The 26335-nt window shown below is 71.6% G+C and carries 19 protein-coding genes, 3 tRNA genes and 1 pseudogene; 15 read left to right on the top strand and 8 right to left on the bottom strand.

The features are described 5' to 3' along the window. Nucleotides 1-715: 715 nt before the first annotated feature. From OG611_RS07290 to OG611_RS07280, 3 genes are all read right to left on the bottom strand, one after another. Nucleotides 716-1681, bottom strand: a complete 966-nt coding sequence (locus OG611_RS07290) for a DUF5926 family protein (RefSeq protein ID WP_266416661.1) — start codon at nucleotides 1679-1681, stop codon at nucleotides 716-718. A 210-nt stretch (nucleotides 1682-1891) separates the two neighbouring features. Next, nucleotides 1892-2572 carry an ATP-binding protein gene (locus tag OG611_RS07285; protein WP_266416659.1) on the bottom strand — a complete coding sequence of 227 codons (681 nt, stop codon included), beginning with the start codon at nucleotides 2570-2572 and terminating at the stop codon, nucleotides 1892-1894. A gap of 53 nt (nucleotides 2573-2625) precedes the next feature. Next, nucleotides 2626-3459 (bottom strand): glycerophosphodiester phosphodiesterase, encoded by an 834-nt coding sequence (locus OG611_RS07280; protein ID WP_266416657.1) that lies wholly within the window; start codon nucleotides 3457-3459, stop codon nucleotides 2626-2628. A gap of 254 nt (nucleotides 3460-3713) precedes the next feature. Here OG611_RS07280 and OG611_RS07275 point away from each other — a divergent pair, with 254 nt between their 5' ends. The 3 genes from OG611_RS07275 to OG611_RS07265 all read left to right on the top strand — a co-directional run bounded on the left by OG611_RS07275 (nucleotide 3714) and on the right by OG611_RS07265 (nucleotide 7604). Next, entirely contained in the window at nucleotides 3714-5180 is a 1467-nt protein-coding gene (locus OG611_RS07275; protein WP_266416654.1) for a S1C family serine protease, read from the top strand. A gap of 183 nt (nucleotides 5181-5363) precedes the next feature. Continuing rightward, nucleotides 5364-5448, top strand: a tRNA-Ser gene (locus OG611_RS07270). Between the two features lie 566 nt (nucleotides 5449-6014). Then, a complete protein-coding gene (locus tag OG611_RS07265) occupies nucleotides 6015-7604 on the top strand; it encodes an ABC transporter substrate-binding protein (RefSeq protein WP_266416651.1) in 1590 nt (529 codons plus the stop codon). On the opposite strand, the gene OG611_RS07260 is transcribed toward OG611_RS07265, so the two are convergent. Beyond that, entirely contained in the window at nucleotides 7588-8505 is a 918-nt protein-coding gene (locus tag OG611_RS07260) for a bifunctional DNA primase/polymerase (RefSeq protein WP_266416649.1), read from the bottom strand. The genes OG611_RS07265 and OG611_RS07260 overlap by 17 nt on opposite strands. A 329-nt stretch (nucleotides 8506-8834) precedes the next feature. Between OG611_RS07260 and OG611_RS07255 the strand changes: the two genes are divergently transcribed. The 8 genes from OG611_RS07255 (at nucleotide 8835) to OG611_RS07220 (ending at nucleotide 16879) form a co-directional block, all read left to right on the top strand. Beyond that, the gene (locus OG611_RS07255) at nucleotides 8835-9146 is read left to right on the top strand and encodes a hypothetical protein (protein WP_266416647.1); all 312 of its coding nucleotides are present in this window, start codon (nucleotides 8835-8837) and stop codon (nucleotides 9144-9146) included. 218 nt (nucleotides 9147-9364) lie between these two features. After that, a complete protein-coding gene (locus OG611_RS07250; protein ID WP_266416645.1) occupies nucleotides 9365-10630 on the top strand; it encodes an acyl-CoA dehydrogenase family protein in 1266 nt (421 codons plus the stop codon). A 23-nt stretch (nucleotides 10631-10653) separates the two neighbouring features. Next, nucleotides 10654-11622 carry a bifunctional MaoC family dehydratase N-terminal/OB-fold nucleic acid binding domain-containing protein gene (locus OG611_RS07245; protein ID WP_266425611.1) on the top strand — a complete coding sequence of 323 codons (969 nt, stop codon included), beginning with the start codon at nucleotides 10654-10656 and terminating at the stop codon, nucleotides 11620-11622. A gap of 1 nt (nucleotide 11623) precedes the next feature. Further along, the gene (locus OG611_RS07240) at nucleotides 11624-12658 is read left to right on the top strand and encodes an acyl-CoA dehydrogenase family protein (protein WP_266416643.1); all 1035 of its coding nucleotides are present in this window, start codon (nucleotides 11624-11626) and stop codon (nucleotides 12656-12658) included. Next, on the top strand, nucleotides 12655-13050 hold the full coding sequence (locus OG611_RS07235; protein ID WP_266416641.1) for a MaoC family dehydratase: 396 nt from the start codon (nucleotides 12655-12657) through the stop codon (nucleotides 13048-13050). The genes OG611_RS07240 and OG611_RS07235 overlap by 4 nt, the downstream gene beginning before the upstream one ends. Beyond that, nucleotides 13047-14213, top strand: coding sequence for a lipid-transfer protein (locus OG611_RS07230; protein WP_266416639.1), 1167 nt, complete (start codon nucleotides 13047-13049; stop codon nucleotides 14211-14213). The genes OG611_RS07235 and OG611_RS07230 overlap by 4 nt, the downstream gene beginning before the upstream one ends. Before the next feature lie 182 nt (nucleotides 14214-14395). Then, nucleotides 14396-15085 (top strand): SigE family RNA polymerase sigma factor, encoded by a 690-nt coding sequence (locus OG611_RS07225; RefSeq protein WP_266416637.1) that lies wholly within the window; start codon nucleotides 14396-14398, stop codon nucleotides 15083-15085. Nucleotides 15086-15229: 144 nt separating this feature from the next. Continuing rightward, on the top strand, nucleotides 15230-16879 hold the full coding sequence (locus tag OG611_RS07220; protein WP_266416635.1) for a long-chain fatty acid--CoA ligase: 1650 nt from the start codon (nucleotides 15230-15232) through the stop codon (nucleotides 16877-16879). Between the two features lie 70 nt (nucleotides 16880-16949). Here OG611_RS07220 and OG611_RS07215 read toward each other — a convergent pair. After that, a pseudogene (locus OG611_RS07215) lies at nucleotides 16950-20901 on the bottom strand (PAS domain-containing protein). 180 nt (nucleotides 20902-21081) lie between these two features. Next, nucleotides 21082-21537 (bottom strand): SSI family serine proteinase inhibitor, encoded by a 456-nt coding sequence (locus OG611_RS07210; protein WP_266416632.1) that lies wholly within the window; start codon nucleotides 21535-21537, stop codon nucleotides 21082-21084. A gap of 228 nt (nucleotides 21538-21765) precedes the next feature. Here OG611_RS07210 and OG611_RS07205 point away from each other — a divergent pair. Then, nucleotides 21766-21856, top strand: a tRNA-Ser gene (locus tag OG611_RS07205). A 17-nt stretch (nucleotides 21857-21873) separates the two neighbouring features. Here the strand turns inward: OG611_RS07205 and OG611_RS07200 are convergent. Beyond that, a complete protein-coding gene (locus tag OG611_RS07200) occupies nucleotides 21874-22992 on the bottom strand; it encodes a DUF11 domain-containing protein (protein WP_266416630.1) in 1119 nt (372 codons plus the stop codon). Between the two features lie 617 nt (nucleotides 22993-23609). Here OG611_RS07200 and OG611_RS07195 point away from each other — a divergent pair. Further along, nucleotides 23610-23682 (top strand) — tRNA-Arg (locus OG611_RS07195). A gap of 96 nt (nucleotides 23683-23778) precedes the next feature. On the opposite strand, the gene OG611_RS07190 is transcribed toward OG611_RS07195, so the two are convergent. After that, nucleotides 23779-24204 carry a hypothetical protein gene (locus OG611_RS07190; RefSeq protein WP_266416628.1) on the bottom strand — a complete coding sequence of 142 codons (426 nt, stop codon included), beginning with the start codon at nucleotides 24202-24204 and terminating at the stop codon, nucleotides 23779-23781. Nucleotides 24205-24464: 260 nt separating this feature from the next. Between OG611_RS07190 and OG611_RS07185 the strand changes: the two genes are divergently transcribed. Next, nucleotides 24465-25343 carry a DUF2797 domain-containing protein gene (locus OG611_RS07185; protein ID WP_266416626.1) on the top strand — a complete coding sequence of 293 codons (879 nt, stop codon included), beginning with the start codon at nucleotides 24465-24467 and terminating at the stop codon, nucleotides 25341-25343. A gap of 37 nt (nucleotides 25344-25380) precedes the next feature. Next, on the top strand, nucleotides 25381-26259 hold the full coding sequence (locus OG611_RS07180) for an amidohydrolase family protein (protein WP_266416624.1): 879 nt from the start codon (nucleotides 25381-25383) through the stop codon (nucleotides 26257-26259). The last annotated feature ends 76 nt before the right edge of the window (nucleotides 26260-26335 follow it).

Genomic DNA, 26335 nt, shown 5'->3' with positions numbered 1-26335 from the left:
CGACAGGTGAGGCCACGCGATTATCCGGTCGATGGTTATCCAGGTGGTCGTTGTCCGGCGATCGTTATCCGGATGGCGGATGCGGCCCCGGATGTGATCGCGGATGTGATCCTGTTCCCTGTCTCACAATGCAAAGTCTGCCGCTGCAAAGTCCGGCGGCAGAAGGCTTTCTGATGGTCATTCCGGAACGCCCGGACGGATTTATCGAATGTCTATTCGAGTGAGTTCGGGCGGGCTATTCGTGGAGATCGCCTGGCATCCGGCGGTCGGCATCCGGTGGTCGGCATCTGTCCGAGACCGATCGGTCCCCGCGTGGCACACCGGCGCCCGGGGCCCCGGGCGCCTGTCGCGGTCACGGCTCCGTCGGTCCTCCGGCCCTCCCGTTCCGCCGGGCCGGGCCGGTGTGCCCGTGAAAGCGGCGGTGCGGCGGGGCGGTCGTGGGCCGCGGCGCTCGATGAACGAGGAGCGTACGGGCGAGGGGGCTTGTGCGTGGGCTCGTGCGTCGCGTTGCGCGCTGTGCGCCGTACCCGGAAATGAGAATGCCCGATCGCTGGCGACGGGGGATGCACCAGCGACCGGGCTTCTAGAACGGTAACAAGAGATCTGCCGTTCGCAAATTCGATCTCGCGTATTCGGACAGGGATTTACCTGTGAGTACGGCGAGTTGTGACGCGAGTCACCCGAAGGGTCCGGTGGACCCCGGGGGTCGTCACTGTCAGCTGAGTGTCACCTGGCGGTTGGTGAGCCCGCCGCGGGCCCGCCGCTCCTCGGCACTGAGCGGCGCGTCCGAGTCGAGCGCCGCGGTCAGCCGTTCGGCGAACTCGGCCGCGGGCTTCTCGCACTCCTCGGCCCCCATCGCGCTCGGCAGGTCCCAGACCGGGACCATCAGTCCGTGTGCCCGGAAGGAGCCGACCAGCCTGGTCCCCTCGCCCAGCGAGGAGGTGCCGGCGGCGTGCAGCCGGGCGAGCGCGTCGAGCAGCCGCTCCTCGGCGTGCGGCATGACCCAGCGGAGGTGGTTCTTCTCCGGGGTCTCGCACCAGTAGGCGGCGTCCACACCGGCGAGCCGCGTCGTCGGGATCGCCGCCTCGTTCGCGCGCTCCAGGGAGGCCGACACCTCGGGCGTGGCGTTCTCCGCGTCCGGAACCCAGAACTCGAAGCCGGAGTGGACGACGGGCTCGAACGCCGCGGCGGGGTCGAGCACGTCCTGCAGCCGCGGACCGTCGGCCGGCACGCGCTGCGCAGCCACGGGCGAACCGGGCTCGGCGTCCAGCGCCCGCAGCAGCGTGTTCGCGAGGTCACGGCTGAGGTCACCCGACGGGGTGTCGTTCTGCAGGGCGAGCAGCACCGAACCGTCGTCGCGGCGAAGCGCAGGCCAGGCCATGGGCAGGACGGTCGCGAGCGTCACCGAGGGCACGCCCTCGGGCAGCCCGTCCTTCAGCGTCAGCGCGACCGTGGCGGCGGGCACCAGTTCGCGCAGCGCGACCCAGTCGCACTCGCCGGCCAGACCCTCGAAGGGGCGGTGGACGAGCTCGGTCACGGCCTGGGCGGCGGCGCGGCCGTGACACGCCTTGTAGCGGCGGCCCGAACCGCACGGGCAGGGCTCGCGAGCCCCGACCACCGGGATCTCGCCATCCTTGAGTTGCTGCTTCCCGGCCTTGGTCTGAGGGCGCTTCTTGGCCATGGTGGGCTTTCTCCCGATTGCGACAGTGCGGTCTGGGCCGCGAGCCTAGCCGCCTCTGTCGTGCGCGGGACACATGCGCCCACACGCCCGGCGGTACCGGAGTGCGGAACGCGTCTTTCCGCGCGGACGCGCCCTGACGCCTCGGCGACGCCTCGGCGACGCTTCGGCGACGCCTCGGCCGTCGCGGCGGCCGGTGTCCCCGCCGGAAGGTCAGCCCACGTCGTCGAAGGCGTCCGCGAAGCCCAGCCCGTCGAGCGACACGCCCGCTGCCGACATGCCCGTCCCCGGCACGGCCTTCCCCGACACGCCCGGCACAGAAACGGCCGGTGCGCCCGGTCTGCCCGGCACCCCGGACACCTGCCCATGTCCCTCGTTGACGAGGACCCAGACGGTCACTTCACCGGACGAGCTGTCGCGTACGCCCCACTCGTCGGCGAGCGCGCTGATGATGTTGAGCCCCCGGCCACCACGCGCCGTCACCGACGGTGTGGCCGGAACGGGGCGGGTCGGACCGCCGCCGTCCGTCACTTCGACGGTCAGCCCGCCCGTTCTGTCGACGCGCCACGCCGCGCGGACGTCGCCGTCACCCACATCCGTGTGCCGGCCCAGCGGCCTGCCGTGCCGGCAGGCATTGCTGAGCAGTTCGGAAAGAATCAATACAGCATCGTCGACGACCGAGTCCGACACCCCGTGGCTGCGCAACTGCTCGCGCATCCGGTGCCGCGCCTGGCCCACGCCCGCAGGGCCATGGGGTACGGCCATGCTCGACGACGTGGGCACTTCCTGTGCCACCACCAACGCCACCCCCGAGACCTCCTTTGCCCCACGCCACGGAGTGGATGCCCTCCTGGACTGGACCGGAAACCGGCCAATGGACTGCCAGTGACGCACTCGTAACGATCGAATACGATTCGAATGCGCCGGTGTACTCCGTGTAACTGATGTTAAGAGCGTCCCAGTTGTGACAGAACCTGTTTCGGGCGGTTCGTGATGATTGCCTCGACGCCCAGGTCGACGCAGAGTTCGACGTCCTCCGGTTCGTTCACCGTCCAGACGTGCACACGGTGCCCCGCGCGGTGCAGCCGCTCGATGTATGCGGGGTGGTTGCGTACGATCCGCATCCCCGGCCCCGCGATCCGCGCCCCGGCCGGCAGCCGCCCGTCGCGCAGTCGCGGCGAGACGAACTGCATCAGGTACACGGTGGGCAGGGCGGGGGCCGCGGCCTGGACGCGGTGCAGGGAACGCGCCGAGAAGCTCATGATCCGTACCGGCGACGGGCCGTCGGCCGGCGGGGCGTCGAGCTCGAACTGCTTCAGCAGATGCAGCAGCCGCTCCTCGACCTGGCCCGCCCAGCGGGTGGGGTGCTTGGTCTCGACGGCCAGCTGGAGCGGACGCCCGGCGGCCCGGGTCTCGACGACGAGTTCGAGCAGCCGTTCCAGGGTGAGTACGGAGGTGAGCTCCCCCGGCACCGGATCCCAGTCCGGGGACTCCGACTCCTCGCGGTCCTTCCAGGAGCCGAAGTCGAGGGCGGCGAGCTCGGAGAGCTCCAGGGCGGAGACGGCGCCGCGGCCGTTGGAGGTGCGGTTCACCCGGCGGTCGTGCACGCACACCAGGTGGCCGTCGGCGGTGAGCCGTACGTCACACTCCAGGGCGTCGGCGCCGTCCTCGATCGCCTTCCGGTACGCGGCCAGCGTGTGCTCGGGGGCGTCGTCGGACGCGCCCCGGTGAGCGATGACCTGGATGGGGTGGTGCGTGGATTGCTGCCGTGCGTGGGTCACCGCGTCATCGTGTCACCGGGAGCCGACCGCTGTGCGCACGTTGCGCGGCGGATGTGTGCACCTCTGCGCCGCGACTGCGCCGTGACTGCGGTGCGTCTTGCACCGGGGGATCGTTTTGCCCGATGTAAAGATTGGTGTGCGGATGCACAGGTCCTGCTTACAGTGGCCTGACGTGCCTTGGGAAAAGCTGTTACCGGACACGTACACAGCGGATCTCTTGCCGAAATTGATGTGGAACCGAGGAGTAAAGAGCTGTGAGCACAGAGAACGAGGGCAACGAGGGCACTGCGGCCGAGGCCGTTCCGCCCGTTCCGTCCGTACCTCCCGTGCCGGCCGACGCTCCTCAGGAGTCGCCCGGGAGCCCGCCCGCGGCCACCCCCGCCCCGACGGGGGAGCCGGCCACCGCGGCCACCACGCCCATGGCTTCCGGCCCGGCGACGCCGCCCCACGAGCCTCATGCGTCGCACACTCCCCATGCGCCCCAGTCGGCCGCCGAAGCCAACTGGCCGCCCCCGCCCGCCGTGCCGACGTACGCCTCCCACGGTGCGGACGGCGGCGGTCCGGTATGGGGCGCCCGGCCCCAGCCGTACGCCCCCGAAGGCCCGCGCAAGCGGGGCATGGGCGGCCTGGTGGCGGCGGTGGCGGCCGCGGCGCTGATCGCCGGCGGCATCGGCGGCGCCTTCGGCTACTGGGCGGCCGACCGCAACGACACCTCCGGCTCGACCACCGTCTCGGCGTCGGCCAACCCGCAGGACCTCAAGCGCGATCCCGGCACGGTCGCGGGCGTGGCGGCCAAGGCGCTGCCCAGCGTGGTCACCATCGACGCACAGGGCGGTGATGGCGAGGGCGGTACGGGCACCGGCTTCGTGTACGACAAGGAGGGCCACATCCTCACGAACAACCACGTGGTGGCTTCCGCGGCGGACAGCGGCCAGCTCACGGCGACGTTCTCCGACGGCAGGAAGTACGGCGCCGAGGTCGTCGGCCGGGCACAGGGCTACGACGTCGCCGTCCTGAAGCTGAAGAACCCGCCGTCGGGGCTCACCCCGCTGGCCCTCGGCAATTCGGACCGGGTCGCGGTCGGCGATTCCACGATCGCCATCGGCGCCCCGTTCGGCCTGTCCAACACGGTCACCACGGGCATCATCAGCGCGAAGAACCGCCCGGTCGCCTCCGGTGACGGTTCCGGCGGCAGCAACTCGTACATGAGCGCCCTGCAGACCGACGCCTCGATCAACCCGGGCAACTCCGGCGGCCCGTTGCTCGATGCGCGCGGTGCGGTCATCGGCATCAACTCGGCCATCCAGTCGACCGGCAGCAGCGTGGGTCAGACCCAGGCGGGCTCCATCGGCCTCGGCTTCGCGATCCCGATCAACCAGGCGACGAACGTCGCCCAGCAGCTGATCAAGACCGGCAAGCCGGTCTACCCGGTGATCGGCGCCACGGTCGCCATGAACGAGAAGACCGGCGGCGCGGTCATCTCCGACCAGGGCGCGGACGGTACGGCGGCCGTGTCGAAGGACGGACCCGCTGACCGGGCCGGCCTCAGGGCGGGCGATGTCATCACGAAGTTCAACGACACCGTGATCGACAGCGGCCCGACCCTGATCGGCGAGATCTGGACCCACAAGCCCGGCGACCGGGTCACGCTCACCTACGAGCGCGACGGCCGGACGGCAACGGCCCAGGTCACCCTGGGGGAGCGCAGCGGCGACAGCTGACCGGGCCGGGCGACGCCGCCGGATCGGTGATCCGACGGCTGTCGGAGCCCGCTGAGGCAGGTATTACCCACGCGAACGGCCACGGACCCGAGTTGCGGCGGAGCGGGCGAGCGACCGGGATTGCCCGGCGGAATCAATCAGCCGGTACGCTGTAGGCGCTCCGTCACAGGTGGGCGGAGCAGGGGTGGGTTGCCCGAGCGGCCTAAGGGAACGGTCTTGAAAACCGTCGTGGCGCGAGTCACCGTGGGTTCAAATCCCACACCCACCGCAGATGAACGGCCCCCGACCGGAAGTCCGGTCGGGGGCCGTCGTTCTGTGCACTGCCGGTGCGTTTGCCATGCGTTGACTGTGCGTGGATGCCGCTGCGGTACGCACTGTTCCGGACGGACTGCGGGAGATCGCGGAGGTCCGGGGTGGCGTGGCCCAAGTCCCTTTTATCCGGGGCCCGTTCGCTGACCAGGGGTGCAGGTGCGACGGTCGGTTCGGCCGGTCGGCCGGCACGGATCGATACCAGCCATTCGTGCCGCCGGCACCGGCTGCCGGTGACGATGTTTGTCGCTTGATGTGCCACCACGTAGCGCCCCGTACTACTAGATTGTCAAAGCACCACGAGACCGATCATGATTTGTGCTCCATCGTTCATCAGCTGCCATTTGGCAGTCAGTCACTACGAAGAACCCTGGTGAACACCATGTCCAGTCAGGCTGTCGGTCCGCACCACCGCGCACGGCCGGGCTGACAGTGCTGGACGGCCGCGACGTTCGCAGTAGTTCTGACCTGATCCGGTTGTCCGGGGACCCCCACGTTCCCGGCCGAGAGTATGAGGCACGTTCTGTGAAGGTTCGTACGAGGCGGTCGGCCACCTTGATCTCCGGGGGACTGGCGGCGGTGCTGTTGGCGGGTTGCGGCTCCGAGGATCAGATCTGGCCCTTCGAGGGCAAGGACAGAATGGTCGTCGGCATGTCCGACGGCATCCTGGCGACGGATCCGGCCGCGGGGTACGACCCGGGGTCCTGGCTGCTGTTCAACAACGTCTTCCAGTCGCTGCTGAGTTTCCCGCCCGGGGGTTCCATCCCGGTGCCGGAGGCCGCCGACGAGTGCGGTTTCTCGGACGGCAGCAAGACCTACACCTGCACCCTGCGCGACGGGCTGAAGTTCAGCAACGGCCACAGCCTCACCTCGGCGGACGTCAAGTACTCCTTCGACCGGGCGATCAAGATCAACGACCCGGCGGGCCCGGCACCGCTGCTCTCCACCATCTCGTCGATCAGCACGCCGGACGACAAGACCGTCGTATTCCGGCTCAAGGTGCCCGACGCGACATTCCCCAGCAAGATCGCATCGGGTGCCGGCTCCATCGTGGATCGCCGGGTATATCCCAAGGACAGTCTGCTCAAGGGCGGTAAAACGGTTGGTTCCGGTCCCTACAAGCTGGACTCCATAGACAAGTCGAAGGCCGACTTCTCGGTCTATTCCGGCTATCACGGAACCGCCGAGGTGAAGAACTCCGGCGTGACGATGAAGCTCTTCCAGGGCGACCAGCAGGCGCTCAAGGACGCTCTGGAGAAGGGCGATGTCGATATTGCGTACCGCGGTCTCACCGCCAAGACGATAGCCGCCCTGGATACCTCGCCCACCGCGGAGAAGGACGGCATCGACGTGGTCCAGGGGAGCAGCGCGGAAGTCCAGCACATGGTCTTCAACGTTGCCGACCCGGTGGTCGGCAAGCTCGCCGTGCGCAAGGCCATCGCCTATCTCGTCGACCGTTATGCCCTGGTCAGCGAGGTCTACCAGTCCACGGCGACACCGCTCTACTCGATCGTCCCGGTCGGTATCACCGGGCACGGCAACTCCTTCTTCAACACCTACGGCGACAGTCCGCAGCCGCAGAAGGCGAAGGACGTCCTGAGGGATTCCGGTATCACCGACAAGGTGAGACTCACCCTTTGGTCCACTCCGAGCCGTTATGGGCCCGCCACCGACGACGAACTCCAGACCATCGCTGATCAGTTGAACAAGAGCGGTCTTTTCGACGCCAGTATGAGGTCGGTCCCGTTCGACCAGTACGAGAAGGGCATCGCCGACGGCAAGTACGGCATCTATGTGAAGGGCTGGGTGCCGGACTATCCCGACCCCGACAACTTCACCCAGCCGTTCTTCGGTGACGGGAATGTCCTGTCGAACAATTACGAGAACAGCGACATAACCAAACGGATCATCCCGCAGACCTCGTCCATGACCGACCGCTCGAACACCCGGACGCCGTTCATCAAGCTGCAGGACATCGTGGCGCATCAGGTGCCGCTCCTGCCGCTCTGGCAGGGGAAGCAGTACGCGGTCGCCAACGAGAACGTCCGGGGTCTGCAGAACTGTCTGGACACGTCGACCGTTTTCCGGTTCTGGGAACTCAGCACCGCGGGTTAGGGCCGTCCGGCGGACGGCCTCCGGGAGCCGCGTCCGGCGCGGCCGTGGTGAGACGGGCCGCCGACGCGATCGTGGCGCGGGCCTCGCGTTCGGTGAGGCCGGTGCGGACGGCGGCGTGGGTGAGGGCGTCCGCCAGGGCGTCGCCGTAGCCGTGTTCGTAGGCGCGGCAGGCCGCCCAGAAGAGCCGTGTGTTGCGCTGGCCCTCGCGTGCCGCGAGGACGAAGCGGACCAGTCCCCGGCCCCGGTCGTGCCGGTCGGCGGCGCCGGGCCGGCGGCGTGGGGGAGGCATGAGCAGGCGCAGGAGCGCGAGGGGGCAGCGTGCCGGAGGCAGGCCGGCGGTGCCCGGGGCGAGTCGGTAGCGGCCGCGCGGGGTGATCGATCCGGGTCCCACCAGGTAGCCACCGGCGCCCCGGATGTCGATGCCGGGGGCGAGGCGGCTCGCGGAGTTCGGCACGGGAACGCCGGGCGGGCCGGTCAGCCAGATGTGCCGCCCGCCGCTGGGGGTGAGGACCATGACGGTCGGCGGGATCGTGAACAGGTGGTGCAGGGCCAGCCGCCGGAGCGATGCGGCGGAGTCGCTGCTGCCGGTGGTGTCGATGTCCAGGTCGATGCCGATGAGGTGGTGCGGGGGCCGGCCGCAGGCGATGCCGTAGCCGGTGGCCCAGGGGGCGGCGGCGAAGAGGGCCCGGACGGCGGCCGGGTCCGTGGTGGCGTCGTGGACGCCGTGCCCTGGAAGGCCGCATGCGCCCCGGCAGGTGGACCGGCGGTCGTCGCTGCGGTGCGGAGAGGGCAGGGCGGGGAGCTTGCGGGCGGTCAGCGGGATGACGGGGAGCCCGCGCTCGGCGGCGGAGAGTGCGTGGGCCAGGGCCAGGGTGGCGGTCTGCCGGGCGGTGATGGCCATGGTTCTATTTTCGTTCAGGTGTTCGAGAAAGGGAAGGGGAGCGTGGCGTCGGCGAGCCGGGCTCCGGAACGCTTGTTCCCTTGGGGCGTAAGGGATCGGGTGGTGGGGCGGTGTCCGGATGGGGCGCGTACGGGGTGTGCGCCGGGGCGCGTGGGGCGCGCAAAGGGTTTATCGGGTGCTTCCTCACGCCTGCGGGGGAATCGGGTCGCATGCGTGGTTCGCCGGGGGTCCGGTGGGAAGCTCTGGTCTCGCGACGTCGTGACCAGCACCGGGGCGGTCGGCCGGCTGTCCCGGAACAAGCCGTACTTCCCGTTCCTGGAGGAATTGACATGGCAAGCATCCGTACCGCTCGTGCCCTCGCCGCTGTTGCCGCCCTGCCCCTCGCCGTCGCGCTCTTCGGTGGCGTGGCCCAGGCCGACAGCGGCTCGTTCGCGAACGACGGGTCGAACGCGGCCGTTGCGACGGTCGTGGGCAGCGGCGTCGACGGCGACAACTGCGGCAACTCGTCCACGTCCCAGCAGCAGGCCGTCGGCTCCGGAGCGTCGAACCAGAGCAACACCGCGCAGGTGAACGGCTCGGAGTACACCGCGATCGACCAGGACAACGACAACGTCGTGCTGAACTTCACCAAGCTCTGGTGAGTCGTGGCCGGTCATGGGCCGGTCGGGGGGCGGGTCAGGGTCGGTGGAACAGCGGTCCGCGCGAGGGTGCTTCAACACCCCCGCGCGGGCCGTTTCGCGTTGCGGGCGATGTGGTGTTCGGACCGTGGCGGGGGTGTCGTCGGCCTTGACAGCCGCCATTGATCTGACGGACAGTCAGAAACCCTGATCCGTACGCCCGTGTCCGGGAGGCAGCCGCCGTGCACCTCGCCCAGACGGAACGTCAGCGACAGCTGCGCGCCGAACTCCGCACGTACTTCCGCGAGGTGATGCCCGGGAGGGACGCGGGGACGCCCCCGGGTGACGGGGACCCGGCCGGGCAGCGGCGGGTGCTGCGCAGGATCGGCGCCGACGGGATGCTCGGACTCGGCTGGCCCGTCGAGTACGGCGGCCAGGGGCGAGGCGCCGACGAGCAGTTCATCTTCTTCGACGAGGCGTACCGGGCGGGGGCGCCCGTCTCGATGGTCACCCTCAACACCGTCGGCCCGACGCTGATGAAGTACGGGACCGACGAGCAGAAGGCGTACTTCCTGCCCAGGATCCTCAGCGGCGAGCTCGTCTTCGCCATCGGCTACAGCGAGCCCGAGGCCGGTACGGACCTCGCCTCGATGCGCACCAGAGCGGTGCGGGACCGCGTCGGTGCCTCGGGCCCGGACGTCGCCTCCGGCCCGGACGGTCCCGGGAGCGGCGGGAGCCCCCGGAGCCCCGGGAGCGGCGAGGGCGGCGACCACTGGGTGATCGACGGGCAGAAGATCTTCACCAGCAACGCCCAGAACGCGGACTGGATCTGGCTCGCCTGCCGCACGGATCCGGACGCGCCCAAGCACCAGGGCATCTCGATCATCCTCGTCCCGACCGACGCCCCCGGCTTCGCCTGGACACCGATCGAGACCGTGGGCGGGCTCACCACGACGTCCACCTACTACGACGGGATCCGGGTGCCCGTCACCAATCTGGTGGGTCCGGAGAACGGCGGCTGGGGGCTGATCACCAATCAGCTGAACCACGAGCGGGTGGCTCTCGCGGCGATCGGGATGCAGGCCGAGGACTTCTACGAGGCGGCTCTCGCCCATGCCCGTACCCCCGATCCCGTGACGGGCAGGCGCCCGGCCGGCGAGCCGTGGGTACGCGGCCGGCTGGCCGAGGCGTATGCCCGGCTGGCAGCGACGCGCCTGCTCAACTGGCGTCTGGTGGGCGACGTCGGGGCGGGTTCGCCGGCCCCGGGCGAGGCGAGCGGCGTGAAGTTCGCGGGGACCGAGAGCGCCGTCGAGGTGTACCGGATGTGCCAGGAGATCACCGGGGAGGCGGGCACGGTGCGGGGCGGTTCGACCGGCTCCTTCGGGGACGGGGAGCTGGAGCGGATGAACCGGGCGGCGCAGATCAACACCTTCGGGGGCGGGGTGAGCGAGGTGCAGCGGGAGATCGTCGCGACGATGCGGCTCGGCATGAAGAGGGGCAGGCGGTGACGGTCGTGCGGGAGGGGCGGCAGATGTCCGAGGGTCGGCAGGTTCCCGAGGGTCGGCAGGTGTCCGAGGAACCCGACGAGTTGTACGGGCGGCTCAAGGAGTTCGAGGGGCGGGCCGCCGCGACCGCGGGCACCGGCAAGGACCCGGTCAACGCACCGATGATCAGGCACTGGTGCGAGGCGATGGGGGACACGAACCCGGCGTACTCGGGGCCGGAGGCGGTCGCTCCGCCGACGATGCTGCAGGCGTGGACGATGGGCGGTCTGTCGGGCCACACCGACCGCTCCGCGGCGTACGAGGAACTCTTCGGCCTGCTCGACGGCGCGGGATACACCTCGGTGGTCGCGACCGACTGCGAGCAGGAGTATCTGCGCCCGCTGCGGCCCGGGGACCGGATCACGTTCGACGCGGTCGTCGAATCGGTCTCGGAACGGAAGACCACCAAACTGGGGACGGGCTATTTCGTCACCACGCGCATGGACGTCCGGGCGGACGGGGAACCCGCCGGGACGCACCGCTTCCGGATCCTCAAGTACACCCCGGCGGCGCCGGAGCGGGCGCCGCGCGGCGGTGGACGGAGCCTGCGCCCGAGGCCGGTGATCAACCGGGACAACGCCGGGTTCTGGCAGGGCGTCGCCGAGCACCGGCTGCTCATCCAGCGCTGCGGCGACTGCGGCACGCTGCGTTTTCCCTGGCTGCCCGGTTGCAACGCGTGCGGCGGCCAGGAGTGGGACACGGTCGAGGCGAGCGGTGAGGGCACCGTCTTCAGCCAGGTGGTGATGCATCACCCGCCCTTCCCCGCCTTCGGCGCCGACGGGGCGGGCGGGCCGTACGCGGTGGCGCTGATCGAGCTGGCGGAAGGGGTGCGGATGGTCGCCAATGTCATCGGCGTGCCGTACGACAAGGTGCGGACGGGAATGCCGGTCCGGCTGGAATTCCTGCGTACGGACCCCGAGTTGGAGCTTCCGGTCTTCCGGGGAGGCGAGGGCTGAGATGGATTTCGCACCCACCGAGGAGCAGGCCGCGGCACAGGGGCTCGCGGCGCGGATCTTCGGCGATCTGTCGACGCCCGAACGGCTGGCCGCGGTCGGCACGGGGACGGACGCCGGGCTGTGGAAGGAGCTCTGCGCGGCCGGACTGACCGCGGCGGTCGAGGAGACCGGGCTGCTCGGCCTGGTGCTCCTGCTGGAGGAACAGGGGCGCACGACGGCGCAGGTGCCGTTCGCGGCGAGCTGTGTGTACGGGCTGCTGGCCGTCGCCGGACACGGCAGCGACGAGCAGCGGGAGCGACTGCTGCCGCCGCTGCGGGACGGCACGGCCGTCGCCACCGGGGCCTTCCCGGCACGCGGTGGGATACGGGCGGACGGCGGCGGGCGGCTGAGCGGCAGCGTGCCGTACGTGCCGTGGCTGCGGGACGCGGACCTCGTCCTCGTCCCGGACCGGGAGCGGCGGCTGTGGATCGTCCGGACCGGGGACGCCGGTGTGCTGGCCGAGCCGGTGGAGACCACGGCGCCGTGGTCGGCGGCGCGGCTGGTCCTGGACGGGGCGTCCGGGGAGCGGCTCGGCGGCGCCGGGGCGTACGCGGCGGTGCTGGCCGCGGGCCGGACGGCGTTCGCCGGACTGCAGGCCGGGGTGTGCGCCGGCTCGCTGGCCCGCGCCGTCGCCCACACGAACACCCGGGAGCAGTTCGGGCGCCCGCTCTCCACCAAGCAGGGGGTGCTGCTGCGCGCCGCCGACGCCCACATGGACACCGAGGCGATCCGGGTCACCGCGTACGAGGCGGCCTGGCGGTACGACACGGGACTGCCGTACGGGCCCCAGGCACTGACCGCGGCCTGGTGGGCGTCCGAGGCGGGAAAGCGGGTGGTGCACGCCGGACAGCATCTGCACGGCGGCACGGGCGCGGACCTCGACCACCCCGTGCACCGCCACTTCCTCTGGGGGCGGCAGCTCGACGCCTACCTGGGATGCGGCGGCGAAGTGCTTCAGGAACTCGGTGAGTCGCTGGTGAAGGAGGGCATGGGGTGAAGGCCGGTGATGAGCTCGCGCCGCTGGCGATCGCGGTGACCCGCACCCTGATCGTGGCGGGCGCGATAGCCTCCCGCGACTACCAGGACGTGCACCATGACGCGGAGCTCGCCCGGGAGAAGGGTTCCCCGGACATCTTCATGAACATCCTGACGACCAACGGCCTGGTGGGCAGGTACGTCACCGACCGCCTCGGCCCGTCGGCCGTTCTCCGCAGGGTCGCCATCAGGCTGGGCGCGCCCAACTACCCCGGGGACACCATGGTCCTGAGCGGCACGGTCACCGCCGTCGCGTCCGACGGGACGGCCGAGGTGGCCGTCGTCGGGGCCAACGGTCTCGGACGGCATGTCACCGGCACCGTGACCGTCGGCGTTCCGCAGGGGGCGGCATGAGTGTGCGCAGGGCCGATTCGCTCGGCGGCAGGGCGGCGGTCGTGGGGATCGGCGCGACCGAGTTCTCCAAGGACTCCGGGCGCAGCGAGCTGAAGCTGGCCGTCGAGGCGGTGCGGGCCGCCCTCGACGACGCCGGGCTGACCCCCGCAGACGTGGACGGCCTGGTCACCTTCACCATGGACACCAGCCCGGAGATCACCGTCGCCCAGGCGGCCGGCATCGGTGAGCTGTCGTTCTTCTCCCGCGTCCACTACGGCGGCGGGGCGGCCTGCGCCACCGTCCAGCAGGCGGCCCTGGCGGTGGCGAGCGGGGTGGCCGACGTCGTGGTCTGCTACCGCGCGTTCAACGAGCGCTCCGGGCGCAGATTCGGCTCCGGCGTGCAGCAGCGGGAGCCCACCGCGGAAGGCACGGCGCTCGGCTGGAACCTGCCCTTCGGGCTGCTCACCCCGGCCTCCTGGGTCGCCATGGCCGCCCAGCGCTATCTGCACACCTACGGGCTGACGCCGGACGTCTTCGGCCATGTCGCGGTCACCGACCGGCGCCATGCCGCCCGGAACCCCGCCGCGTACTTCTACGGGAAGCCGATCACCCTGGCCGACCACGCGGCGTCGCGGTGGATCGTCGAACCCCTGCGGCTGCTCGACTGCTGCCAGGAGACCGACGGCGGGCAGGCGATCGTCGTCACGAGTGCCGAGCGGGCCCGGGACCTGCCGCAGCCGCCCGCGGTGATCGTGGCCGCCGCGCAGGGCGCCGGGCGGGCGCAGGAGCAGATGACGAGCTTCTACCGCGACGACCTGACCGGCCTGCCGGAGATGGGAGTGGTCGCCCGGCAGCTCTGGCGCAGCTCGGGCCTCTCCCCCTCCGACATCGACGTGGGGATCCTCTACGACCACTTCACCCCGTTCGTCCTGATGCAGCTGGAGGAGTTCGGCTTCTGCGCGCCGGGCGAGGCGGCCGGCTTCGTCGAGGCGGACGCGCTGCCCCTGAACACCCACGGGGGCCAGCTGGGGGAGGCGTATCTGCACGGGATGAACGGCATCGCGGAGGCGGTCCGGCAGATCCGCGGCTCGTCGGTGAACCAGGTGCCCGGGGCGGCCAGGACCCTGGTCACGGCGGGCACCGGCGTACCCACCTCTGGCCTGATCCTCGGCACGGACGGCTGAGCGGACGCGCTCCGGGGCGGCGTCCGTGGTCGTCCTGAGGGCTCAGGGGCGCCCCTGAGCCCCCAGGACGACGAGTCCACCTACAGGAGGTGGAGCAGCCCCCACCCCTACACCCTGAGGCGGACGCGGTTTCGGGACCTGGGGCCGATCCCCGGAGCTGCGCCCGCTTCTAGCGTGGAGCCATGACCACGCCAGTCTGCACGGGCAGCTCCGGGGGAGCCGCCACCACCGGACACACGCCGCACCCAGGACAGGTGTCGCACACCCTGCACACCACGGGGCACGGCTCACACAGCCAGCACGGACCGCAGAGCACGCACCTGTCGCGCACACCGCGTACCGCACGCGCCCCGTACGCCTCGCGGACCCCGTACGCCCCATATCCGTCGTTCTCCTCCTTCGTCCGGGCGAGAGGGCCTGTGCTGCTGCGCGCCGCGCGCTCGCTCACCGCCAACCCGAGCGATGCCGAGGACCTGCTGCAGACCGCGCTCACCAAGACGTACGTCGCCTGGGAGCGGATCGAGGACCACCGGGCGCTCGACGGCTATGTCCGCCGGGCCCTGCTGAACACCCGGACCTCGCAGTGGCGCAAGCGCAAGGTCGACGAGTTCGCCTGCGACGAGCTGCCCGAGCAGGAGGCCGTCCAGGGGCCCGACCCGGCCGAGCAGCAGTCGTTGCACGACGCGATGTGGCGTGCCGTGCTGAAGCTGCCGGACCGGCAGCGGGCGATGGTGGTCCTGCGCTACTACGAGGACCTGAGCGAGGCCCAGACGGCCGAGGTGCTCGGGGTTTCCGTCGGCACCGTGAAGAGCGCGGTGTCGCGGGCGCTCGGCAAGCTGAGGGAGGACCCGGAGCTCGCTCCGGTGCGGTGACCCCGGGCGACGGCGGCGCGCCGACCGGGCCTGATTTTGCCGAACGAGACCGATTCGTACTCCCGGAGCTAGTGACATACCGAACGGTATGTGAGCAGAATCAGCGCAACCTTACTGCCGCGTAGCGCCCACCGGGAGGACGCCGTGCTGAGCACCATGCAGGACGTACCGCTGACTGTCACCCGCATCCTGAAGCATGGGATGACCATTCACGGGAAGTCGCAGGTCACGACCTGGACCGGCGAACCCGAGCCGCAGCGGCGCAGCTTTGCCGAGATCGGCCGGCGGGCGACGCAGCTCGCGAACGCCTTGCGCGACGAGCTCGGCATCGACGCCGACCAGCGGGTGAGCACCCTCCTGTGGAACAACGCCGAGCATGTCGAGGCGTATCTCGCGATTCCCTCGATGGGCGCGGTGCTGCACACGCTCAACCTCCGGCTCCCGGCCGAACAGCTGGTCTGGATCGTCGGGCACGCCGACGACAAGGTCGTCATCGTCAACGGCTCCCTGCTGCCGCTGCTCGCACCGCTCCTCCCTCACCTGACGTCGGTCGAGCACGTGATCGTCACGGGGCCGGGCGACCGCTCGCTCCTCGACGGGGCGGCGCCCCGGGTGCACGAGTACGAGGAGCTGATCGCCGGCCGCCCGACCCACTTCGACTGGCCCGAGCTGGACGAACGCCGGGCCGCCGCCATGTGCTACACCTCCGGCACCACCGGCGACCCCAAGGGCGTCGTCTACTCCCACCGCTCCATCTACCTGCACTCCATGCAGGTCAACATGTCCGAGTCGATGGGCCTGACCGACAAGGACACCACGCTGGTGGTCGTCCCCCAGTTCCATGTGAACGCCTGGGGGCTGCCGCACTCGACGTTCATGTCCGGCGTCAACATGCTCATGCCGGACCGGTTCCTGCAGCCCGCCCCGCTCGCCGAGATGATCGAGCGCGAGAAGCCGACCCACGCCGCCGCCGTCCCCACCATCTGGCAGGGACTGCTCGCCGAGGTCACCGCCAACCCGCGCGACCTCAGCTCCATGGCCCGCGTCACCATCGGCGGCGCCGCCTGTCCGCCCTCCCTCATGACGGCGTACGACAAGCTCGGCGTCCGCCTCTGCCACGCCTGGGGCATGACGGAGACCTCGCCGCTCGGCACCATGGCCAACCCGCCCGCCGGACTGACCGAGGAGGAGGAATGGCCCTACCGCGTCACCCAGGGCCGCTTCCCGGCCGGTGTCGAGGCGCGGCTGGTCGGCCCCGGCGGCGAGCACCTGCCGTGGGACAACGAGTCGGCCGGTGAGCTGGAGGTGCGCGGCTCCTGGATCGCCGGGGCCTACTACGGGGGCGCGGACGGCGAGGCCCTGCGCCCCGAGGACAAGTTCAGCGAGGACGGCTGGCTGAAGACCGGCGACGTCGGCGTGATCAGCGAGGACGGCTTCCTCACGCTCACCGACCGGGCCAAGGACGTCATCAAGTCCGGCGGCGAGTGGATCTCCAGCGTCGAATTGGAGAACGTGTTGATGGCGCACCCCGATGTGGCCGAGGCGGCGGTCGTCGCCGTCCCGGACGAGAAGTGGGGCGAGCGCCCGCTGGCGACCGTGGTCCTCAAGGAAGGCGCGAGCGCCGACTACGAGGCGCTGAAGGACTTCCTCGCCACCTCCGGCATCGCCAAGTGGCAGCTGCCGGAGCGCTGGACGATCATTCCGGCCGTGCCGAAGACCAGCGTCGGCAAGTTCGACAAGAAGGTGATCCGCAAGCAGTACGCGGAGGGCGAGCTGGACATCACCCGGCTCTGAGCCGAGGGCCGTGGACACGACGGGGGCGGTACGGGAGTGATCCCGTACCGCCCCCGTCATGTCCCGCGTCTCAGTTCGTACCGATCTTCGCGAGCAGATCGACGATGCGCGACTGGACCTCTTCGCTGGTGGACCGCTCGGCCAGGAAGAGAACGGTCTCGCCCGAGCTCAGCTTCGGCAGATCCGGTCCGTTCATGTCGGCGGCGGAGGTGTAGACGACCAGCGGAGTGCGGTTCAACTGGCCGTTCGCGCGCAGCCAGTCGACGATGCCGGCCCGGCGGCGGCGTACCTGCATCAGGTCCATCACCACCAGATTGGGCCGCATCCGGGTGGCGAGCGTCACCGCCTCGCTGTCGGTGGCGGCCCGCGCCACCTGCATGCCGCGGCGCTCCAGGGTCTCCGTCAGCGCCAGCGCGATCTCCTCGTGCTCCTCGATCAACAGCACCCGGGGCGGATGCTGTTCGCTGTCGCGCGGGGCGAGTGCCTTGAGGAGGACGGCGGGGTCGGCGCCGTACGCCGCCTCCCGCGAGGCCTGTCCCAGCCCGGCCGTCACCAGCACCGGAACCTCGGCCGCCACCGCCGCCTGACGCAGCGACTGCAGGGCCTTGCGGGTGATCGGGCCGGTCAGCGGGTCGACGAAGAGCGCGGCGGGGAACGCCGCGATCTGGGCGTCGACCTCCTCGCGCGAGTGCACGATCACCGGCCGGTAGCCCCGGTCGCTCAGCGCCTGCTGGGTGGAGACGTCGGGCGCGGGCCAGACGAGCAGCCGGCGCGGGTTGTCCAACGGCTCCGGGGGCAGCTCGTCGTCGACCGGCTGCGGCGACGGACGGTTGGCGACCTCGACCGCGCCACCCGGACCGTCCAGCGGCTCCGGCCCCTCGGCGCCCTCGTCGGGTGCCCCTATCGCGTACGAGCGTCCCTCGGCCTCCGGCCCGGAACGCAGCGGGCCCTGCGCGGGGCCGGTCTGCGCCCCACCGGCGGGGGAGGAAACGGGCGCGGACGCGGACGGCGCCGACGGGGCGGCCTGCGGGGTGCGCTCGCCCTCCGGCGGGGCGGCGAGCTTGCGGCGCCGCCCGGCACCGCCGAGCGTCTGGTTCTGCTGGTGCGCGATGTGCTGGGCGAAGGGCACGCCCTGCCCGAGCGTCCGCACGCTGAACGCGCGCCCCTGCGTCGAGTCCGACGAGCCGCCGGGCATCGGGGCCTCCGCGGGCAGCGGCTGCCTGCGCGCGTCCGGCACGGGTGCGATCCGCGGGTGGTCCGCCTCGCCCTCCGCGCCCTCCTCGCTCTCCGGGGAACCCGGGGTGGCCGCGACGGCCGTGGTGCCGGTGGCGTGCGTGGTCCGTCCGGCCACGGGCCGGTCCGCACCGTCGCCGGGCAGATCCTCGGACTGCTCACCGGGAACGGCGGGCTCCTCGGGCCGACCGGGCTGCTGAGGAGCCTCGGAGTGCCGGGCCCGGCGACGGCCGGTCGGTACGGGATGCGCCTGCGGCGGTGTGTGGTCGTCGTCCGGCGCGCTGCGCACGGAGTCATGGCGTCCCGGCAGCGAGGCGTCCGCGTCGGCGGCCGTGGCCGGGGAGCGGTCGGCCTCCGCCGGCGGGAGGGCGAACGCGGTACGGGGCCCTGCGGGCTCGGCCCGGTCGGTCCGCTCCTGGGCGGCCGCCAGCGCCCGCCGGGCCCGCCGCCCGGTCGGCTGAGGCGCCTGCGACGCGCCGGGCCCGGCGCCGTCACCGGGCTGCGGGAACCCCTCGGGGTCGCTCGGCCGCGGCGGAAGCCGGAGCCCCGGCCGAAGCCGGCAGGGCCAGCTGGTTCTCGGCTCCCTGACGCGCGCGGTGTCCGCCCGCGGGCACCGGCACCGGCATCTGCCCGTCGGCCGGAACGCCCTGCGGCGGCACGGTCTGGCCGAGCTGCGGCCGGCCGCCGCCACCCTGCGCGCCCTCGGCCGCCGTCACCACGGCTCCCTCGGACGGCGCCGGGGCCGCGGGCAGCGCCAACGCCTGCCCGGCGCCCTGCTGCCCGGACCCCTGCCCCTGCTCGGGCAACTGGGCCGGCCGGTCCGGAAACGAGTGCTGGGCCCCGGTCTCGGCCGGACTCGGCCGCCCCCGCCTGCGCCCCGAACCCCCGCCCTGCGTGTCCTGCGCCCCCGGCGACGTCTGCTCGTCCTGCGCCACGGGCTCACGACGCGCCCGTCGCCGCCCCGTCGGCTCGGCCGCCGCCGTGTCACCGCCGGACCCGGCGTCTGCCCCGGAACCGCCCACCGGGCTCTCCAGGAACGCGTCCGTGGACGCCCGACGCGCCCGTCGCCGCCCGCCGCCCGGCTGCTGCGCAGCCGTCTCGGGCCCGGCACCGGGCTGCGCCCCGGCCACCGGCTCCGGCTCGGACGCCGTCACCGTGCCCGAACCCGCGCCCAACGGCACTTCCAGCACATACGCGCTGCCGCTCATCCCCGGCACCTCGTGCGTCTGGAGCACGCCGCCGTGCGCCCGCACGATCCCGCGCACGATCGGCTCGTGCACCGGGTCTCCCCCGGCGAACGGTCCGCGCACCTCGATCCGTACGACCTCGCCGCGCTGCGCCGCCGCGACGACGACCGTGGAGTCGACGTACCCGCCGCCGGGCACCACCCGGGCCTTGCCGGTCGAGTCGACCCCGGCGACATCCGCGACCAGATGGGCGAGCGCGGTCACCAGCCGGGCCGCGTCCACCTCGGCCTCGATCGGCGGCGCGTGCACGGCGAACTGGGCGCGCCCGGGACCGATCAGCTCGACGGCCGCGTCGATACCGGCCGTCACGACCGAGTCCAGCAGCACGTTCGCCTTGGCCAGCTTCTCGGAGCCGGTGTCCAGGCGCTGGTAGCCGAGCACGTTGTCGACGAGGGTGGTCATCCGGGCATAGCCCGCGGCCAGGTGGTGCAGGATCTGGTTCGCCTCGGGCCACAGCTGTCCTGCCGGGTCGGCGGCGAGCGTGGAGAGTTCGCCGCGCAGCTCCTCCAGCGGGCCGCGCAGCGATTCGCCGAGCACGGCGGTGAGCTGGGTGTGCCGGGCGGTCAGCGCCGCCAGCCGGTCGGCCTGCGCCTCCAGCTCGGCCGCGTACCGCTCGGTCCGGTCGGCCAGCTCCGTGCTGTGCCGTTCCGTCAGTTCGGCGACCTCGGCGGTGTGGCTCCCGGTCAATTCGGCGACCTCGGCCCGGTGCTGCGCGCCGAGCTCCTCGTACGGCCTGCGGTCGGTGAACGTCATGACGGCGCCGACCAGCTGGTCGCCGTCCCGGACCGGTGCGGTGGTCAGATCGACCGGCACCTGCGCGCCGCTCTTGGACCACAGGACCTGGCCGCGCACCCGGTGCTTGCGCCCGGACCTCAGGGTGTCGGCGAGCGGCGACTCCTCGTACGGGAACGGCTCGCCCTCCGCCCGCGAGTGCAGGATCAGCGGATGCAGCTCCTGGCCGCCCAGGTCGCTGGCGCGGAAGCCGAGGATCTGCGCGGCGGCGGGGTTGACCAGGACGACCCGGCCGTCGGTGTCCGTACCGACCACGCCCTCGGCCGCGGCCCGCAGGATCATCTCGGTCTGCCGCTGCGAACGGGCCAGTTCGGCCTCGGTGTCCACGGTGCCCGACAGATCCCGTACGACGAGCATCAGCAGCTCGTCACCCGTGTAGCTGCCGCTGTAGGTGCTCTGGAAGTCGTTGTACGCGGCCTGCCCGTCCGCCAGGCTGGCACTGGTGACCTCGACGGGGTACTCGGTTCCGTCGGTCCGCCGCGCGGTCATCCGGGTCGGCTTGGTACGGACGCGCTCGTCGGCGGTCTCGGGGCGGCGCATCGAGCCCGGGATCAGCTTGGAGTCGAACTCGGGCAGCAGATCGAGGAGCCCGCGACCGACGAGCGCGGTGCCCGGCGTCTCGAACATTTCGAGCGCGATGGTGTTGGCGTTGACGACCGTGCCGTTGCAGTTGACGAGCAGCAGCCCGTCAGGAAGTGCATCGAGTATGGCTGCGAGGCGAGCAGCGCCTCGGGATGGCCTGCTGCTCACGACGACGCTTCCTCCCTGGTTACCGCACCTTGCCGACAGCGGGCCCCATCTTGCCCCTCGGGCCGCGGGCTGTCACTGGAGGAGTCTAAAGGCAGTGAAGGGGCGTGGGGCTGCGGATGAGGGGGAGCTCTCACCAAGGTTCTGTGCATACCGTGTACGACTCCGTCCGGTCCGGCCCGGTCAGCCGACGTTCGGGAGCACCGGTCGCAGGCTGTTCCAGCGGGCGATCTCGCAGCCATTGGTCCGACTGAAGACCGTGTCGACACTCCGCCCCCGCCAGGTCCCGGTGACCCGGGCGGTGGCCGGTCCCCCGAACTGCTGGGTGCACAGCGCGTCCTCGGGCACCGGGGCGAACGGGTCCGCGCCCTCGACCGCCAGTTCGTCCAGCCGGCCGCAGGCCCGCCGCGCCACCGGGTGGCTGCCGCCCGCCGGACCGCACCGCAACTCGAAGGCGCCCTCGGCCGCGGCGTTCTCCGAGCCCGAGACCGTGATCGTCAGCTGGGTACGGGCGTCGTCCCGCAGCAGGGGCAGCGGCAGTGGAAGCGGAAGCGGGCCGGTGACCGCGGTCGCGGCCGGCGCGGCGGCGGACAGCGCGGCGAGGGACGCGACGGCGGTGAGGGCGAGGCGGCGCAACATGCGGGCTCCTGTGCTCGTGCACTTCGGCGGGGGTGCCGGTGGAACGGACGGATGGACGGGAGGGCGGCGCCTCCGTCATCACTAACGCTCCGCACGCCACGGCGTTGCGCAACCGCAGGCGCTTTGCCCTCGGACCCGACTGCCTAGTACCGTAGGCGTCGGTTGGTGAGGCACCGCTCAACTGTGTCATCATCTGCACGCACCACTCGCGCTCGCGCGGGGTGTGCTGGAGGCGTCGCCTAGTCCGGTCTATGGCGCCGCACTGCTAATGCGGTTTGGGTCTTAAAGCCCATCGAGGGTTCAAATCCCTCCGCCTCCGCTCTCTGACCAGGGAGTTCAGCCCGTTTCGGCTGAACTCCCTGAGTCGTTTCCGGAGCCGTTCCGGCGACCGGCGGCAGGCCCCGGCTGCTTCCGGGTCGCGCAGGGGTCGCAGCAGGAGGGGGGCCGACTCGACGCAGATGGTGACGGCTCGGTGTTGTCGGTGTTGTCGGTGGTGTCGGGATCCTTTTCGTTGGCGGTGTTGACGACCGGGCCGGCTTCGGTGGCCTTGGCCCGCAGTACGAGGGTGGCCCCGGTGCCGTCGGCCAGGGTGCCCACGGCCCACCGTCCGGTGGCCGGGTCGTAGCTTCCGGGGCCGTCGGCGGACAGGAAGGCGAGACCCTCCGGGAGCCGGTCGGTGACGGTGACGCCGGTGGCCCGGTTCGGGCCGGCGTTGTGGACGGTGACGCGGTAGGTCACGGTCTGCCCGACGGTGACGGTGGTCGCGTCGGCCGCCTTGACCACGGCCAGGTCGGCGGCCGGGTTGACCTGTGTGACCTGCTCGTTGGCCGTGCCGCCGCCCTCGTTCCTGGCGTTGACGCGGTAGGTGATGACATCGCCCACCTCCAGCGGCCCCGTGGGAGCGGCGGTCTTGGTGAGCACCACGTAGGGGGCGGTGCCGAAGAAGATGCCGTCCAGGAAGTTGCCGATGCTCTGGTTGCCGCCGGCGGCGGAGACGGAACGGAAGGCGAAGCGCGTCAGCGTCTGGCCTGCCGGGACGGTGTAGGTGCCGGTGCAGTAACCCCAGGCGGTGTTGCCGTCGGTGAAGCGTCTCTGCTGCACCGCGGAGCCCGGCGCGCCGATGTCCAGCGCCATGGTGTCGTCCCCCTGGCGGCCGCGGTGGTACAGCCGCCAGTACAGCTTCGTACCGGGTGTAGTGGGCAGGTCCTGGTAGAGCGTGGAGACCTGATTGGCGTTGAGCTCGGCGAACTGGGCGCCTTCGGCTGCCGGTACTCCGTTGAAGCCCGAGTGCCACAGCTCGATCATGTGGTCGGTGGCGGTGGTGAGCCAGCCCGGGACCCGCTTGGGCGCCTGCGTCTGTGAGGAGTCCGGCAGGATCTCCACGCCGGTGACTACGGGCTGTTCGAAGCTGCCGTTGGCCAGGGCGATCCGGAGCGGAGCCGGAGGTGCGGACATGCTTCTTCCCCTCAAGTCGACGCTGCTGGAACGCACTGCCGTCCGGCCGCACAGCTGCGCGCCGTGGCGGAGCCGGTGCATTCAGTAGCGCAGTGCATCCGGGTGATCGCGTAAAGCGAGGGGCGGGGCGGTTCGGTCAACCCCGCGCGGCAGGTTTGTGGAACCCGCCCCCGGGCGACTCCCGCCACACCGTCACCCGCGCCGCCGTCGGTGCGCCGCGCCCGTCGCACCCGCCTCCTGGTTCCCTCCCGCCCATCCCGCCATGGCCGGAAGCCCGCGCTGCGCCCGGTGCGCCCACCCCTGCTCAGGGTGAATCGGTCACCGACGAAGTTGACGCCTCCGGCGCCGCGGCGGCGACCGCGTGAACGTCCGTGGAGATGGGGGCCGCTGACACGCGCCCCGGCGCCCGGCCCGCCGACGCGGGGCTCCGGCCACATACGGACCCACCCCGTCCGCCGCCCGCCCCACAGGGCCGCGGCGCCCCGCCCCCGCAACCGCTGAACACGGTGTTTTCGCAGGTCGGGGCGGGTGTGACTAATGGATTTCGCGCTACGGCGCAGGTCATGTAATGTTGTTCTCGCAACGCCGACCGGGGAGAAAAAAACCGGGAAGCACAAGCACTCGTAGCTTAACGGATAGAGCATCTGACTACGGATCAGAAGGTTGCAGGTTCGAATCCTGCCGAGTGCACAGCAGGCGAGAGGCCCCGGGAGAAATCCCGGGGCCTCTCGCGTTACCCGTACAGCGGCGGCGCCGGACACGGCTCGCCGTGTGCGCCCTGGATGTCTAGCTCGTGATGTGGAACGGGGTGTCGGCGTGCTTGTCGCTGTCCAGGCCGCGGACTTCGAACGACTGCTGCTGGTCCGAATCGACGCTGTCGTCCGGGACCGTGACCTCCGCGGCGAAGCCGCCGTCCGGGCCGGCCGTGACGTCACGGAGGTCGAGGGTGGCGCCGTACGTTCCGTTGAACGTGATGCGCACCTGTTCCCCGGCCGCGAAACCGGAGCCCGTGATCGTGACGGTGGCTCCTATGGCGGCCGAGTCGGGGGCGGCCATGATGCGGGCGGCCGTGGGGGACGGTGCCGGGGGCGGTGGTGTGGACGGAAGGCTCTGCACGGGGCGCGGGGTGTCCGAGGTGTGCTCCGAGGCCGGGGGTGCCGCGGCGGCGGGTGCCTTCGGGGAGGTGCCGCCCGCGACCGTGGTCGCGATCACGGCGGCGAGGATGGTGGCCGCGCCGGTGATGACAGCCGCGATGAATCACTGTCCGGTGGCTGCGATCGGCCCTTCCGGCCGTGTCACCGGTGGTGCGGGTGTCGCCGGAGTCGGACACGTGGATTCTCCAACCGGTCATGTCTGGAAAGCAGTTGATCAGAATACTTGGCGCGGCTCTCCGACGGCCTCCGGTTTTCCGGTCTCGGCGCGGAGCCGTCGCGGCCGTTCGCTAACGTCATTCCGGGGGTTCGTTCATGGGTATGGGGTGGCAGTGCACCGGGCTGCGGTGGCCGGACGCGCAGGGGCCGCCGGTGCTGGGCTGGCGGCGGGGCGGGGCCGTACGGGTGAGTGCGCCGGCGTACGGGACGGAGTTCGGGTTCCGGGCCGAGGGGGAGCGGCGCTGCGTCGGGGCGCGCGGGAACGCGTGTCCGGTGGGGGCCGTGGTGTCGGGGCGGAGCACGGGGGCGCGGTGTCCGGAGTGTGCGCGGCTGGACCGGGCGCATTCGGTGGCCGCCGACACGATCGCCGATGACCCGAGGACGTACCGCGTGTATCTGGCCTGGTTCGGGCCGGGGATGGTGAAGGTCGGGATCACCGCCGAGCAGCGGGAAGCGGCGCGGCTGCGCGAGCAGGGGGCCGTGGTGTTCAGCTGGCTGGGGCGGGGGCCGTTGATGGCCTGCCGGCGGACCGAGGAGCTGCTGCGCTCGGCGCTCGGGGTGCCGGACCGGATTCCGTACGCGAGGAAGCGGGCCGTGCGCGGGGCGCTGCCGGGGGCGGCGGAGCGTGGTGCCGAGGTGGCGGAGCTCTACGGGCGGGCCGCGGCGCTGGAGGGGGCCGGGTGGCCGGAGTCGCTGGAGCGGCTGCCGTTCGAGGCGGTCGATCATGCGGGGCTGTTCGGGATCGACGGGGTGGTCGAGGTGGCTTCGGCGGTGACCGAGTTGGTGGCCGGGGGTGCGGTCGCGGGGCGGCTGGTGGCGGCGGCCGGGCCCGATCTGCATCTGGCGACGGCGGACGGGGTCGTGGTGCTGGACACCCGGCTGATGACCGGGTGGGAGCTGGTGGCGGCGGACGCGCGGGCCGGGGTCGGGGTGCCGGTGGCCGACATCGGGGGCGGTGGCGTGCAGGACGGGCTGTTCTGAGATCGTCGGATCGGCCGGACGGTGAGAGGGGCGAGGGATGAGTGGTGACGCCGACGACGTCGTGCGGTTCTGGGAGCGGCTGGGGCTGCCCGGGATCATCGATGTCCATACGCACTTCATGCCGGAGCGGGTGCTCCGGAAGGTCTGGGCGTACTTCGACTCCGCGGGGCCGCTGACCGGGATGGAGTGGCCGATCGAGTACCGCCACGACGAGGACGAACGGCTCGCCCTGCTGCGTTCGTTCGGCGTGCTCCGGTTCACCTCGATGCTCTACCCGCACAAGGCCGGGATGGCCGCCTGGCTGAACGGCTGGGCGGCCGGCTTCGCGCGCCGGGTGCCCGACTGCCTGCACACCGCGACCTTCTTCCCGGAGGAGGGCGTGGAGCGGTATGTGCGCGAGGCCGTCGAGGCGGGGGCGCGGGTCTTCAAGTCGCACCTCCAGGTCGGCGCGTACGACGCCAACGACCCGCTGCTGGACCCGGTCTGGGGGCTGCTCGCGGAGGCCGGGATCCCGGTGGTGATGCACTGCGGCTCGGGGCCGGCGCCCGGCAAGTACACGGGCCCCGAGCCGGTCGGCCGGCTGCTCGCCCGGCATCCGCGGCTGCCGTTGATCGTGGCGCACATGGGGATGCCGGAGTACGCGGAGTTCCTGGCACTCGCGGAGACGTACCCGCGGGTGCGGCTCGACACGACGATGACGTTCACGGACTTCACGGAGGACTTCACCCCGTTTCCGTCGGCCGAGCGGGGGCGGCTCGCCGCGCTCGGGGACCGGATTCTGCTGGGCACGGACTTCCCGAACATTCCGTATCCGTACGCGCATCAACTGCACGCGCTGGAACGGCTGGAGCTGGGCGACGACTGGCTGCGGGCGGTCTGTCACGGGAACGCGAGCGCCTTGTTCGAGGTCGGCTGACGGTCCGTCGGCGGTGCTGCTTTCTCAGGGAATTCACAGAATCGGGTAAGGACCCTTTCAGAGGAGCCTCACAGGG

Source organism: Streptomyces sp. NBC_01363 (assembly GCF_026340595.1).
GTDB lineage: Bacteria > Actinomycetota > Actinomycetes > Streptomycetales > Streptomycetaceae > Streptomyces.
The sequence above is the reverse complement of the archived record's forward strand: the minus strand, read 5'-3'. Positions and strand labels throughout refer to the sequence as shown.